Here is a 13,042-nt window from a genome sequence, read left to right as displayed (position 1 = left end):
CGATTATCGCTCATTGCCGCCGCGGCGAACGCCTCATTCGACCACGCCCTCGGGGAACAGGTTCGCCACGCCCGAGCCAACGCGCGCCAACCCCTTGAGGTCGAGCTGCAGGTAGATGCCGTTGTCGAAACGTCCTTGCGTGTTGGCGACGTAGCGCCGGTACGAGGTGGAGATTCCCCAGCAGCAGGTCTCGTAGCGCACACCGGCGAGGGCATCCAGCGTGTTGTCGTCGCGCACCGAGTAGCGCCAGCGGCCGAGCAGGCTAAAGCCGGCGGCGAGCGGCGTCGACAGCAGCACGTCGGTCTGTTCGAGCAGATCCGCGCGGAAGCGGTAGGCCAGCTCCAAGAAGCGCCGCTCGCTACGAAAGCGCACGGCGGCGCTGGTGCGGGTGAAATCGGCGCTTTGCGGCGACCATTGCGTGTCCAGGCGCAGCAGCCAGTGATCGAGCAGGCGGTAGTCGATCGCGCCGATGAAGTCGGTGGCGCCGTCGCCGGGCAGCGGCTCGCCGGGCAGGCGTACGCGCGGCTTCTTGAACCGGAACAGCTGGCCGAAGCTGGCGCTGGCGCGTACCACGCCGCTGTCCGGGTCGAGCTGGCGCATGGTCACCGCGCCGGCGAATTGATTGGCGTCGGCGATGCGGTCCTCTCCGGAGAAGCGGTTGCGCGCGAACAACTGGGTCAGGTCGAAGTCCGGTTCACCGCTGTCGAACACCGGCACCTCGTCCTGGTCCTCGAAGGGCACGTAGAGGTAGAACAGCCTTGGCTCCAGGGTCTGCAGCGCTCCGGAGCGCGCGATCCGCTCGAAACGCAGGCCGTATTCGGCGCTGAACTGCGGCAGTGCGCGGTCCACCTGTTGGGGTTGGCCCGGTTCGACGCCGGTCAGCGCATAGGTGGTATAGCGAAAATCGATCTGCGATTTGGCGAACCAGGCGACGCGGTCTTTCTCCATGCGTAAGTAGGGATGCAGGTCGAGGCGCTGGGCCTCGACCGAGTCGCTGCGCACGAAGTTGACGTATTCGGCACTGGCGCCAAGGCGCGTGTCCCAGACCGCGTTGCGGGTGATCGCGTCGATGCGCAGTTGCGGCAGACGCCGGTAGGGCTCGTCCACCGGCGCTAAGTTGCTGGCGATGGTCTGGTAATCCTGGAACAGCGCTTGCACTGTGTACGCCGCCGGCGCGGCGTAGATGAAGCGCGCGCTGCGTTCGAGATGGGTGATGGACGACAGGTCGATGCTGCCGCCCAGATCCTCGAAATAGGCCGGGTCGCTGACGTCGGCGTAACGGATGTCCACGCCCAGCCGCGGCGAGAGCAGACCGCGGTGTTCGAACTCGGTGTAGACGCGCGTGTCGTCGTCGAAGGCGCGGTCCTCGAGCACCTCGTAGCCCACACGGCCTTCGGCGTGGCGCAAGAGATAGCGCGCGTCGGCGTCGATCTGGACGCCACGATCCGACATGTAGCGCGGCGTCAGCGTGGCGTCGTAGTTCGGCGCGAGGTTCAGGTACAGCGGCTGGCGCACGTCGAGCCCGGTGTTGTCGGAATTGCCGACGGTCGGAAACAAAAGGCCGCTGCGGCGACGGTCGTCGATCGGAAACTGGAACCACGGCGCGTACAGGATCGGCACCCTGAAAAAGCGCAGGCGCGCATGGCGCGCCGTGCCCAGGCCAGACTCGTGATCGAGCGTGATCGCGCGGGCTTCGAGATACCAGGCGTCGGACTGCGGCGCGCAGGTGGTGAAGCGCGCGCCCTCGAGCCGGGCGGTCCCCTTGGCGTCGAGCTCGATGCGGCCGGCCTCGCCGCGTGCGGCGCGCTCCGTGAGCACGAACGAGGTGTCGTCGAAACGGCCGGTCTCGGCGTCGAGGTCGAACGTCGCCGCGTCCGATTCGATCGTCAGCTCGCGATTACGGAAGGTCGAGGGCGCGCTGACCTCGACGCGGCGCTGGCGCTCGTCGTAGGCGAGGCGCTCGGTGGTAAACCGGCGCTCGCCGAACTGCAGGCGCACCGAGCCTTCGAGCTCCGAGCGGCCGTCGATGTCGAGCTCGACGCGGTCGGCGTCGAGCACCAGCCGCGGATCGTCGGCGGGCTCGATCCGCGGCAGCGCCTCGGCAAGCTGTGCACACGTGGCCTCGGCGGCGTGCGCGCCGGTACTTGCGAGCAGAGATGCCGTGAGCAGCGGCAGGGCGATTCGAACGGACAAGGCGGGTCGGTAAGCGCGTCTGCCCTGCAGTATATCGGCGAGCGCCGGCAGTGGCCGCCCGCCTCGAGTGCCGGCCCGCCGCACCGGCCAGGCGGTGGCCCTTTGCACCGTTGTAAGCTGCCGCCCCGTTTCGTTCGGTCCCCGTCATGCCCATGCCCACTGCCGCGTCCGACCCCGCCGCCGACGTTCGCGCCGAGACCGCGCGGTGCTTCGCGCTGCAACGGCTCGGACTGGCCGATGCCCGCTTCGCCCCGGCCTCGGCGGACGCCAGCTTCCGCCGCTATTTCCGCATCGAGCACGGCGCGCAGAGCTGGATCGTCATGGACGCGCCGCCCGAGCGCGAGAACCTCGCGCCGTTCATCCGCGTCGGCGCGCTGATGCAGGCCGCCGGCCTTCACGTGCCGAAGATCCTCGCCGAAGACCGCGCGCAGGGGCTGCTGCTGCTCGATGATCTCGGCCGCCATACCTATCTGCAGGTGCTCAACGCCGACAACGCCGATGCGCTGATGGCGGATGCGATTGACGCGCTGATCCGCTGGCAGTGCGCGAGCCGACCCGGCGTGCTGCCGATCTACGACGAGGCCTTGCTGCGGCGCGAGCTGGACCTGTTCGCCGACTGGTACGTCGGCCGCGAACTCGGCCGCACGCTCGACGCGCAGCAGCGCGGCTGGCTGCGCGAAACCGAGCGCCGGCTGCTCGATTCGGCGCTGGCGCAGCCGCGCGTCTGGGTGCATCGCGACTACATGCCGCGCAATCTGATGCTCAGCGACCCGAATCCGGGCGTGCTCGACTTCCAGGACGCGGTCGAAGGGCCGATCAGCTACGACCTCGCCAGCCTGATGCGCGATGCCTTCGTCTCGTGGCCGGCCGAGCGCATCGACGCTTGGATGCGCCTGTACTGGGAGCGCGCACGCGGCGCCGGCCTGCCGGTCGGCGACGACTTTTCCGAGTTCCGCCGCGCCGCCGACTGGATGGCGCTGCAGCGCCATCTGAAGGTGATCGGCATCTTCGCGCGCATCTGCCACCGCGACGGCAAGCCGCACTATCTCGCCGACGTGCCGCGCTTCATCGGCTACGTGCGCGAGCTGGGCGCGCACTATGCCGAGATGGCGCCGCTTTTGCGGCTGTTCGACTCGCTGGACCTGCACGCGCCGTGACCGCCGCCTTCATTCTCGCCGCCGGCCGCGGCGAGCGCATGCGGCCGCTGACCGATCGAACCCCCAAGCCGCTGCTCGAGGTCGGCGGGCGTGCGCTGATCGAGCATCACCTGCTGCGACTTTGCGCCGCCGGCATCGAGCGCGTCGTGATCAATCTGGGCTGGCTGGGCGCGCAGATCCGCGAGCGCCTCGGCGACGGCCGCGCCTACGGCATGCAGATCGCGTACTCGGACGAAGGCTGGCCGGCGCTCGACACTGGCGGCGGCATTCATCGCGCGCTGCCGCTGCTCGATGCCGCGCCCTTCGTGCTCGTCAACGCCGATGTCTGGTGCGAGCTGCCGCTCGCGGGCTTGCGCGAGCGCGCCGAGCGCTGGCCTGCCGACGCGCTCGCGCATCTGGTGTTGGTGCCCAACCCGCCGCAGCATCCGCACGGCGACTTTGCGCTCGACGGCGATCGCGTGCACGAATCCGGGCAGGCGAAGCTGACCTACAGCGGCCAGGCGGTGCTGCATCCGCGGCTGTTCGAGCACTGCGCGCCCGGGCGCTTCAGCCTGATTCCGGTGCTGCGCGCAGCGATGCGCCGCGGCGCCGTCAGCGGCGAGCGCTACGACGGCGTCTGGGCCGACATCGGCACGCCGCAGCGTCTGGCCGCGCTATCGACGCGCCTGTCATCCGCGTAAGGCCTGTTACAGTGCTGGGCTCTCCGTTCACGCCGCCGCCATGACCGCCACACCGCAAACCTTGCCCGCCGCCGAGTTTCTCGAACGCTGTGCTGCGCTCGCACTCGATGTCGCGCGCGCCGGCGGCGCGACCCAGGCCGAGGTGAGCGTCAGCGCCAGCCGCGGCTTCTCGGTCGGCGTGCGCAAGGGCGAGGTCGAGAGCCTGGAGTTCCAAGAGGACCGCGATCTGGGCGTGACCGTCTATGTCGGAGCGCGCAAGGGCAGTGCGACCACCGGCGATCTCGCCGAAGCCGGCATCCGCCGCGCGGTCGGCGCCGCGCTCGACATCGCGCGGGCCACCGGCGAGGACCCGTGCAACGGCCTCGCCGACGCCACGCTGATGGCCACCGAGTTTCCCGATCTGGACCTGGATCACCCGTGGTCCCTAGGCCCCGATGCCGCGATCGATCTGGCGGTGGCTTGCGAGCGCGCCGCGTTCGCGGTCGACCCGCGCATCACCGGCAGCGAAGGCGCAAACATCAGCACGCATCGCGGCCGCAGCCTCTACGCCAATTCGCACGGATTCGTCGGTTTGCGCACCGCCAGCCAGCACGGCCTCAGCTGCGCGGTGATCGCGAGCCACGGCGAGGACATGCAGCGCGACTACTGGTACAGCAGCGCGCGCCACCCCTCAGACCTGATGGACGCGCAGGCGCTCGGCCGCAAGGCCGGCGAGCGAGCGCTGGCGCGGCTTGGCGCGCGTCGGCTCAAGACTTGCTCGGCGCCGGTGTTGCTGCCGCCGGAGATCGCGCGCGGATTCTGGGGTCACCTGGTTGGCGCGATCTCGGGCGGCGCGTTGTACCGGCGTGCGAGCTTCTTGCTCGATCGGCTCGGCGAAGCGGTGTGTGCGCCCGGCATCACGCTGCGGCAGCAACCGCATCTGCCGCGCGGCGCCGGCAGCGCCGCCTTCGACAGCGAGGGCGTGGCCACGCGTGCGCGCACCCTGGTCGAGAACGGCGTACTGCAGGGCTGGCTGCTCGGCAGCTACTCGGCGCGCAAGCTGGGGCTCGTGACCACCGGCAACGCCGGCGGCGTCTACAACCTCATCGTCGAGCCCGGCGATGCGGACTTCGATGCCCTCGTGCGGCGCATGCACCGCGGCCTGATCGTCACCGAACTGCTCGGCCACGGCGTCAACCTGGTCACCGGCGACTACTCGCGCGGCGCGGCGGGCTTCTGGGTCGAGAACGGTGCCATCGCCTACCCGGTCGAGGAGCTGACCATCGCCGGCAACCTCGCCGAGATGTTCAAGCGCATCGTTGCCGTCGGCCGCGACGTCGATCCGCTGGCCAACGTGCGCACCGGCTCGGTGCTGCTCGAACGCATGACCATCGCCGGGCACTGAAGGCGGAGTCACCCCGGCGGCGTCGGTGCTCGCGCGGCGCTAGCCGCCGCGGCGCTGCCGCTGGCGGGCGCGACCGCGTTCGCGCAGCCGCTCGAACAGACCGACGCTGGCGCCGGGGAGCAGGCTGCCGAGCTTGGCCATCGCGCCGCGGTGGCCGGGCAGGGTGATCTCCAGCGGCGCGCGCGGCAGCGCGCGCTCGAACACCACGCGGCCGATGTCCTCGACGGTCAGCGGCGAGGGGCTGCCGGAGAAGGTCAGCGCCGCTTCCTCGCGGTCGACCTGCAGGTCGAGCATCGGCGTCTGCACCGCGTCCGGGCAGATCGCAGTGACCTTGATGTTCTTCTCGCGCAGCTCCAAGGCTGCGGCGAGGGTGAAGCCGCGCACCGCGAACTTCGACGCCGAGTACAGCGCAAGACCGGGCACCGGTGCGACGCCGGCGAGCGAGGCGATGTTGATGATGTGGCCATGACCCTGTTCGAGCATCAGCCGCGCCGCCGCCTGGGTGCCGAAGATCACGCCCTTAGCATTGACGTCGAGCTGCAGGTGCACGTCCTCGGCCGTGAACGCATGAATCCAGCCGGGGCGGATCACGCCGGCGACGTTCATCAGCACGTCGAGACGTTGCCAGCGCGCCCGTACCTGCTCGATCACGGCCTGCCACTGCGCCGCATCGCGCACGTCGAGCGCGGCGGTGATGAGCTGGTCGCCCTCGGCGTGCGCGTGCAGGCCATGCATCGCCGCGGTGTTGATGTCGACGGCGCAGACGCGCGCGCCGCGCTTGAGCAGTTCCGCGGCCAGATGCGCGCCGATGCCCGAGGCGGCGCCGGTGACGAGGTGAACCTGATCCTTGAGCGTTGTCATGCTGCCGCCTTCAGCGCGCTGCGCTTCGCCAGACTGCCGTAGCACAGATCGCCGACGCTGAACGTCGGCGCGGTGCGCGGAAACAGCCAGTAGCCGGCGGACTCCGACGACGGCGCGATGTTGGGCAGGCGCTCGTCGCGCGGGTTCGGACCTGCGATCGCTTTTTCCTGCACCATCGAGATGTACTGGTCGATGCCGTATTCGAGCGTGTTGCCGTTCAAGATCACCTCGGCACCGGTGACGCGCGCGAACTCGGCGACACCCGGAATCTTCGACAGCGCCGGCACGTAGGCATCGAGGCTCACGCCGTTCTCGCTGGTGACCTTGAGGCCGTCCGGCGTGTGCACGACGATCGAGTGATTGCCCTCGGTGTGGCCCTTGGTGCGGATCAGCGCAACGCCCTCGCCGAGCATCACGTCGTGGTCGAGCAGGATCACGCGCTCCATCGGTACGCCGTCGATGCCGCCGGGGCAGTACCACTGGTTCTGCCAGGGAATCAGCGACAGCGCCGACTCCCATTCCGCGCGCATCACCAGCAGCTTGGCGTTGGGGAAGATCGGCGCGGTGCCGTGAGCACCGAGCCAGCGCGTCACGTTCTGCGTGTGCAGGTGATCGTAGGTGATGTAGTCGACGTCCTCGGGCGCAAGGCCGATCTCGGCGAGCCTTTCGAGTACGGTCGCGGTCTTGCGGAACACCAGCGCCTCGCCGAGCCTCGCGAATGCGCCCATGGATTCATCGAGCCGCTTGAAGAACGGCGTTGCGCGTTGATGCTCCCAGTCCGACGGCGACACCAGCAGCGTCTTGAGGCCTTCGCTGCTGTCGAACTGCACGACGAACAGGCGATTGCACAGATGGATGAACGGCGGCAGCGTGCCAAAGCCGTTGAGATAAGCGAACTTGGCCGGGTAGGGCACGCGCACCAGCTCCATCGAGCGGTAATACCGCACCGGTTTGCCGCGCAGCATCCGCTGGCGAAAGGCCGCGCCGGCGGCGCGCACGTTCTCGACGCGATCGAGCGGGCGCGCGGCGTCGCGGGTGCCGTCGAAGTCGGTGATGCGGACGATCGGATGTCGGTCGGGGGTCTGGCTCATGGCGGGATTCCGCGGCGGCTTCTGGCCGGCGTGCGCACCTTAGGCGTTCGCTCGGGGTGCCGCAAGCGGCGCTTGCGATGCGTTGGCGTGGCGTCGGCCGCCGCCACCGTGGCGCCCCGAGGACGAGCCGCGCGTGCCCGCGCCCGCGCGGCACTGTGCCGCGTCTGGAGCCGACCATCCGCGCGGCTGCTATCGTGCCGCGCATGAACGACACGGCCCCCCCACCCTCCGCCGAGCACCCGCAGCCGGATCTGCTCGAATCCATCGCCGCGCCGGCGCCGGCACAGCGGCGGCTGCGCGCGCTGAGCGGGCTTCTGCCCTTCCTCAAGCCGTATCGTCGGCAGGTCGGTTATGCCTTCGTGCTGCTGTGCCTCGCCTCGGCGGCGATGCTCACGGTGCCGCTGGCGCTGCGCGATCTGATCGACCACGGCTTCGCCGCCGGCAGCCGGGTGCACCACTACTTCCTCGGCCTGTTCGGCATCGCCTTGTTCTGGGGCGCGGCAGTGGCCGGGCGGTTCTATTTCGTGACCTGGATCGGCGAGCGCGTGACCGCCGATCTGCGCAGCGCGGTCTATCGGCGCATGCTGGCGCAGTCGCCGCAGTACTTCGAGACCACGCGCACCGGCGAGGTGTTGTCGCGCCTGACCGCCGATACGACGCTAGTGCAGACCGTGGTCGGCTCGTCGGTCTCGATGGGCCTGCGCAGCAGCTTCCAGTTCGTCGGTGGCCTCGCCATGTGTGCGGTCACCAGCCTCAAGCTGTTCGCGGTGACGCTGGCGCTGCTGTTGCTGGTGGTCGCGCCGCTGATCGCGGTGGGGCGGCGCGTGCGCAAGCTCTCGCGCGAATCGCAGGACCGCATCGCCGACACCGCGGCCATCGCCAGCGAGATCCTCAACGCGATTCCGACCGTACAGGCCTTCGTCAAGGAGGCCGACGAGGCGGCGCGCTTTGATGCGACCGTCGAGCGCAGTTTCAGATCCGCGATCCGGCGCACGCGCTGGCGTGCCGGCATGACCGCGGCGGCGATCGCCGGCGTGTTCGGCGCGATCGTGTTCGTGCTGTGGCTCGGTGCGCAGTCGGTGATCGCCGGCACGATGAGCCCGGGCCAGCTCGCGTCCTTCGTGCTGTACGCGGCCTTCACCGCCGGCGGTGTCGGCGTGATCGCCGAGGTCTGGGGCGATGTGATGCGCGCCGCCGGTGCCACCGAGCGGCTGATGGAGCTGCTGTCGGCGGTGCCCGCGATCCGCGCGCCGGCGCAGCCGGTGGCGCTGCCGCAGACGCCGCAGGCGCGCGTGCAGTTCGATGCGGTGCGCTTCTACTACCCCTCGCGTCCGCGTACGGCCGCGCTCGACGGCATCACCCTGGACATCCGCGAGGGCGAAACCGTCGCCCTGGTCGGCCCCAGCGGCGCCGGCAAGACCACGCTGTTCCAGTTGCTGCTGCGCTATTACGACGTGAGTGGTGGCAGCATCCGCTTCAACGGCGTCGACCTGCGCCGGCTCGACCCCGCCGCGCTACGCGCGCAGATCGGCATCGTGCCGCAGGATCCGGTGATCTTCTCGGCGAGTGCGATGGAGAACATCCGTTACGGCCATGCCGGTGCGAGCGATGCGCAGGTGATCGCCGCCGCGCGCACCGCGCTCGCCGACGAGTTCATCCAGCGGCTGCCGCAGGGCTACGACACTTTCCTGGGCGAGCGCGGCCTGCGTCTGTCCGGCGGTCAGCGCCAGCGCATCGCCATCGCGCGCGCGATCCTGCGCAACCCGCCGCTGCTACTGCTCGACGAGGCGACCAGCGCGCTCGATGCCGAGAGCGAGGCACTGGTCCAGCGCGGCCTCGAAGCGGCGATGAAGGGCCGCACGACGCTGATCATCGCCCACCGCCTCGCCACCGTGCGCCGCGCCGACCGCATCGTCGTGCTCGAACAGGGCCGCATCGTCGAAACCGGTTCGCCGCAGCAACTCATGCAGCAGGGCGGGCTCTACGCGCGCCTCGCCAGCCTGCAGGTCGTGGCCTGAATGCGCCGGCGCGGCGCGCTCACCACACGCCGTTGGTCACGCGCACGACGTAGAAGCCGCCGTAGCCGTCGGTGTACCAGATCTCCTTGCGCTCGGGCACGAAGGCCGGGCTCGACATCGCCCAGTTGCTGGCCTCGAAGACCGGGGTGACGCGCGGATTGACCGGCGCGTTGAAGTAGGCGATCTCGCGCGGGCGCGTCGGGTCGCGGATGTCGAAGATGCGCAAACCCGAGACGATCATGCTGCACGCGGCGATGTCCGGATCCACGCGCGTCGGCACATTGCAGTAGTGACCGGCGTAACCTTGGACCGGGAGTTGCGCGCCGGGGTCGTTGGCGATGAGGTCGCGGTTTTCCGGCTCGTGCACTTCGAGGCGCAGGTTGGAAACGATCTTGGGATGGGTCTCGTCGCTGATGTCGATGATGCGGCCCGCGCCGACGATGCGGCCGTGCGCGGCGACGCCGCTGCCATTGGACGAGTACTCGTCGATTTCCAGCAGATAGGGCTTACCGTCGCGCGTGAACGGAATCGCGTTCTGCGGGATGGTCTGGTTCTCCCAGGAGATCGCGGCGATCTCGCGTACCTGGGGGTCGGGTTTGCGCGCCTGGATCTCGGAGACGTCGAGGATCAGCACGCCGTTGCCGTTGCCGGCGGCGAGGTAGGCGCGGTTGCCGTCGGCGCTGATCGACAGGCCGTGCGAGGTGTAGTTGCCGGTCCACAGGCGCTGCGAGACCAGCGGATTGGAGATGTCGACGGCGGTCAGCGTCGGCGTGCCGGGGGAGGCCGAGTAGAAGGTCTTGCCGTCCGGCGAGATGCCGCTCTCGTGGCCGAGCACGCCGGTCAGCGAGGAGGAGCGCAGACGCGGCTGGCGGCAGTCGGGTTCAAGGTCATAAACGTCGACGATGCCGGGATAGAAGGACGGGTTGCCGAGCACTGCGGCGAGTACGCCGCCCTGCTGCGAGACCACCAGCGACTCGTGCGGCGAGAGCATCGCCGGCGTGACCAGGCGCGCGGTGCGCACCGGATGGGCCGGGTCGCTCATGTCGAGGACGTTCACGCCGGCTTCGAAGTCGACGAGATTGGTCGGATAGAGCAGGGTGGTGTCGTAGTAGGCGCAGTCGCGGCCGCTGCTGTCGGTGTAGCGCTCGACCTTGAAGCCGCCGACGGTGCCGATCGGGTTCTCGGCGCCGAAATGGCCGACCAGCTCGGTGTTGCAGGTATAGCCTTCGGCCGCGCGTCCGCTGAGATGGTCTTCGCGGCTGACCCGGCCCTGCAGGCCGGTTTCCGGATTCGAACCCGGACCGCAATCGGCCTTCGGCGTCGGCCCGTCGATGACGACCGGCCTGCCGTCGCCGCCGCCGCAGGCCGCCAGCACGAGCGCCAGCGCCATCGCGGGCACGGTGCGGGACGGATGGGACATGGTGCGCTCCTCGAAGATTCGTTGTGCTGGCCAGTATATCCGCGCCAGAGCGGCAGCCCTGAGCAGTGCTAGCGAGTCGCCGCACCGGGAGTGGCCGCCGGCGTCGGCGTGAGCGCAGCCTCGTCCGCGGCCAGCGCGGCGAGCATGCGCCGCATCAGGTAGATCTCCTTGGACTGCTCCAGCACCACGCGCGCCGCCAGCTCGCGCACCACCGGGATTCGCGCCTGTTCGGCGACGAAGCGTGCCATCGGCAGGCCGCCTTCGTGATGGGCCAGCATCAGGCGCAGGAAGTGCGCGTCGCGGTCACGCCCCTCGAGCTGGCGCAGGCGGTTGACCTCCTCGTCCGTCGCCAGACCGCTCATGCCGGTCGGCGAGCGCTGGCAGTCGAGCAGGTAGTCGAGCTCCTCCTGGGTGAGCGCCCGGTCACCGAGGCGCATCCAGTCCATGCCCGGCTTCTCGGCCACCAGCGGCGCGTCCCACAACTGCAGCCAGCCCTGCATCTGCCCCAGTTCGAGCAATTGCGCGGCGGCGATGTTGCGCGCCAGGTGCGTCAGCGGCGTCGGCCGGCCGTCGAGCATCAGTTGCGCCATGCCGATCGCCTGCCGGTGATGCAGGCTCATCGACTGCGCAAACCCGATGTCGATCGGGCTGGGCGTGGCGGGCCTGTGTGCTGGCGTCGTGGCCAGCCGCAGCAGCACGCAGGCGAGCAGGGCCAGCGCGGCCAGCAGAACGGCGGGGGCGATGACGACCGAAGGCACCTGCCGTGTCGAGCGCGCCTCGCGATCGGTGCGCGCCATGCCGATACGTCTGATCACCACGCGCCGTTGGTGACGCGCACGACGTAGAAGCCGCTGTTCGCGTCGCTGTACCAGATTTCCTTGCGCTCAGGCACGAACGCTGGGCTGGACACCGCGCCGCCAGGCATCTGCACCGGTGCGTTGAAGTAGGCGACCTCGCGCGGGCGCGCCGGATCGCGGATGTCGAACACGCGCAACCCGGAGAGAATCATCGTGCAGGCGGCGATGTCGGGATCGACACGCGTGGGCAGGTCGCAGTAGTGCGCGGCGTAGCCGCCGGTGATGTCGCCGGCGCCCGGATCGTCTGCGATGGTCTGGCGATGCTCGGGTTCGTGGACTTCCAGGCGCAGCGCCGAGATCACTCTGGGCTGCGTCTCGTCGGCGATGTCGATGATGCGCGCGGCGCCGACGAATTGGCCGTTGGCCGCCGGGATGCCTGAGGTGTTGCTGTCGCTGGCGAACTCGTCGAATTCCAGCACGTAGGGCTTGCCGTCGCGCGTGAACGGGATCGCGTTCTGCGGGATGCTCATGTTATCCCAGGTCAGCCGCGAGATCTCGCGCACCTCGGGATCGGGCTTGCGCGCCTGGATGTCGGAGACGTCAAGAATCACCAGGCCGGTGTCGGTCAGCGAGGCCGAGGCGAGGAAGGCGCGATTGCCGTCGGCGCTGATCGACAGTCCGTGCGTGCGGTAGTTGGTGGTCAGCAGGCGGCGCGGATTCGACGGATCGGAGATGTCGACCGCTGTCAGCGTCGGCGCGACGACCGAGGACGTGTAGAAGGTCTTGCCGTCCGGCGACATGCCGCTCTCGTGGCCGAGCACGCCGGTCAGGGCGGAGGAGCGCAGTTGCGGATTGCGGCAGTACTCCTTGAGATCGTAGACGTCGACGATGCCCGGATACGACAGCACGTTGCCGAACACCGCCGCCAGCACGCCGGCTTCCTGCGAAACCAGCAGCGACTCGTGCGGCGACAGCATCGCCGGCGTCACCAGCCGGCGCGCGAGCACCGGATTCGACGGATCGCTCATGTCGATCACGTTCACGCCGATCTGGCCTTCGAGTAGGTTGGTCGGAAACAGCGTTGTCGTGTCGTAGTACGCGCACTCGCGCCCGGCCTGGTCGACATAGCGCTGCACCTTGAAGCCGCCGACGCTGCCGAGCGCCGTCGGTGTCGTGTAGCTGCCGACCAGCTCGGTGTTGCAGGTGTAGCCCGCGGCGGCGCGGCCGCTGGCATGGTCCTCGGCGCTGACGCGGCCCTGCAGGCCGGTCTCGGGCCGCGAGCCGGGCCCGCAGTCGGCTTTCGGCGTGGGGCCCAGCGCGGGCGTATCGCCACCGTTGCCGTCACTGCCGCCGCAGGCGCCGAGCGTCGCGGCGAGCGCTGCGCCCAGCGCGAAACGAATCAGCCTGCGCATCGGCGGTTCTCCCCTGGATGACACGGCGC

The 13,042-nt window shown here is 69.6% G+C and carries 10 protein-coding genes; 4 read left to right on the top strand and 6 right to left on the bottom strand.

Features of this window, described 5'->3' with window-relative positions:
• Positions 1 to 33: 33 nt before the first annotated feature.
• Complete coding sequence (locus ABSH63_RS01540; protein WP_352886774.1) at positions 34 to 2,193, bottom strand: LPS-assembly protein LptD; 2,160 nt, start codon at positions 2,191 to 2,193, stop codon at positions 34 to 36.
• Positions 2,194 to 2,339: 146 nt separating this feature from the next.
• Here ABSH63_RS01540 and ABSH63_RS01535 point away from each other — a divergent pair, with 146 nt between their 5' ends.
• The 3 genes from ABSH63_RS01535 to pmbA are packed head-to-tail and all read left to right on the top strand — an operon-like array spanning position 2,340 to position 5,414.
• Positions 2,340 to 3,350 (top strand): aminoglycoside phosphotransferase family protein, encoded by a 1,011-nt coding sequence (locus tag ABSH63_RS01535; protein WP_434223233.1) that lies wholly within the window; start codon positions 2,340 to 2,342, stop codon positions 3,348 to 3,350.
• On the top strand, positions 3,347 to 4,030 hold the full coding sequence (murU, locus tag ABSH63_RS01530) for an N-acetylmuramate alpha-1-phosphate uridylyltransferase MurU (RefSeq protein WP_352886772.1): 684 nt from the start codon (positions 3,347 to 3,349) through the stop codon (positions 4,028 to 4,030). The genes ABSH63_RS01535 and murU overlap by 4 nt, the downstream gene beginning before the upstream one ends.
• Positions 4,031 to 4,070: 40 nt before the next feature.
• Positions 4,071 to 5,414: a metalloprotease PmbA gene (pmbA, locus tag ABSH63_RS01525; RefSeq protein ID WP_352886770.1), complete on the top strand. Its 1,344-nt coding sequence runs from the start codon at positions 4,071 to 4,073 to the stop codon at positions 5,412 to 5,414.
• A 39-nt stretch (positions 5,415 to 5,453) separates the two neighbouring features.
• Here pmbA and ABSH63_RS01520 read toward each other — a convergent pair whose 3' ends face one another.
• Both ABSH63_RS01520 and ABSH63_RS01515 read right to left on the bottom strand, forming a co-directional pair.
• Entirely contained in the window at positions 5,454 to 6,275 is an 822-nt protein-coding gene (locus tag ABSH63_RS01520) for an SDR family oxidoreductase (protein WP_352886768.1), read from the bottom strand.
• Entirely contained in the window at positions 6,272 to 7,366 is a 1,095-nt protein-coding gene (locus ABSH63_RS01515) for an MBL fold metallo-hydrolase (RefSeq protein ID WP_352886766.1), read from the bottom strand. Before ABSH63_RS01515 ends, ABSH63_RS01520 begins: the two co-directional genes overlap by 4 nt.
• A gap of 203 nt (positions 7,367 to 7,569) precedes the next feature.
• Here ABSH63_RS01515 and ABSH63_RS01510 point away from each other — a divergent pair, with 203 nt between their 5' ends.
• Positions 7,570 to 9,384 carry an ABC transporter transmembrane domain-containing protein gene (locus tag ABSH63_RS01510; protein WP_352886764.1) on the top strand — a complete coding sequence of 605 codons (1,815 nt, stop codon included), beginning with the start codon at positions 7,570 to 7,572 and terminating at the stop codon, positions 9,382 to 9,384.
• A 19-nt stretch (positions 9,385 to 9,403) separates the two neighbouring features.
• On the opposite strand, the gene ABSH63_RS01505 is transcribed toward ABSH63_RS01510, so the two are convergent.
• The 3 genes from ABSH63_RS01505 to ABSH63_RS01495 form a co-directional block, all read right to left on the bottom strand.
• Complete coding sequence (locus ABSH63_RS01505) at positions 9,404 to 10,804, bottom strand: LVIVD repeat-containing protein (RefSeq protein WP_352886762.1); 1,401 nt, start codon at positions 10,802 to 10,804, stop codon at positions 9,404 to 9,406.
• 68 nt (positions 10,805 to 10,872) lie between these two features.
• A complete protein-coding gene (locus ABSH63_RS01500; RefSeq protein ID WP_352886759.1) occupies positions 10,873 to 11,619 on the bottom strand; it encodes a DUF305 domain-containing protein in 747 nt (248 codons plus the stop codon).
• Positions 11,616 to 13,013, bottom strand: a complete 1,398-nt coding sequence (locus tag ABSH63_RS01495) for an LVIVD repeat-containing protein (protein ID WP_352886756.1) — start codon at positions 13,011 to 13,013, stop codon at positions 11,616 to 11,618. Before ABSH63_RS01495 ends, ABSH63_RS01500 begins: the two co-directional genes overlap by 4 nt.
• Between the last annotated feature and the right edge of the window lie 29 nt (positions 13,014 to 13,042).

The sequence above is a fragment of the Sinimarinibacterium thermocellulolyticum genome (assembly GCF_040327995.1).
Taxonomy (GTDB): Bacteria; Pseudomonadota; Gammaproteobacteria; order Nevskiales; family Nevskiaceae; genus Solimonas; species Solimonas thermocellulolyticum.
This window is presented reverse-complemented; position numbering and strand designations above follow the sequence as displayed.

What these genes read in the sequence shown, in the direction of transcription:
- ABSH63_RS01505 (WP_352886762.1), bottom strand. Translation starts at nt 10,804, where the DNA reads ATGTCCCATCCGTCCCGCACCGTGCCCGCGATGGCGCTGGCGCTCGTG.
- pmbA (WP_352886770.1), top strand. Translation starts at nt 4,071, where the DNA reads ATGACCGCCACACCGCAAACCTTGCCCGCCGCCGAGTTTCTCGAACGC.
- ABSH63_RS01495 (WP_352886756.1), bottom strand. Translation starts at nt 13,013, where the DNA reads ATGCGCAGGCTGATTCGTTTCGCGCTGGGCGCAGCGCTCGCCGCGACG.
- ABSH63_RS01535 (WP_434223233.1), top strand. Translation starts at nt 2,340, where the DNA reads ATGCCCATGCCCACTGCCGCGTCCGACCCCGCCGCCGACGTTCGCGCC.
- ABSH63_RS01510 (WP_352886764.1), top strand. Translation starts at nt 7,570, where the DNA reads ATGAACGACACGGCCCCCCCACCCTCCGCCGAGCACCCGCAGCCGGAT.
- ABSH63_RS01520 (WP_352886768.1), bottom strand. Translation starts at nt 6,275, where the DNA reads ATGACAACGCTCAAGGATCAGGTTCACCTCGTCACCGGCGCCGCCTCG.
- ABSH63_RS01515 (WP_352886766.1), bottom strand. Translation starts at nt 7,366, where the DNA reads ATGAGCCAGACCCCCGACCGACATCCGATCGTCCGCATCACCGACTTC.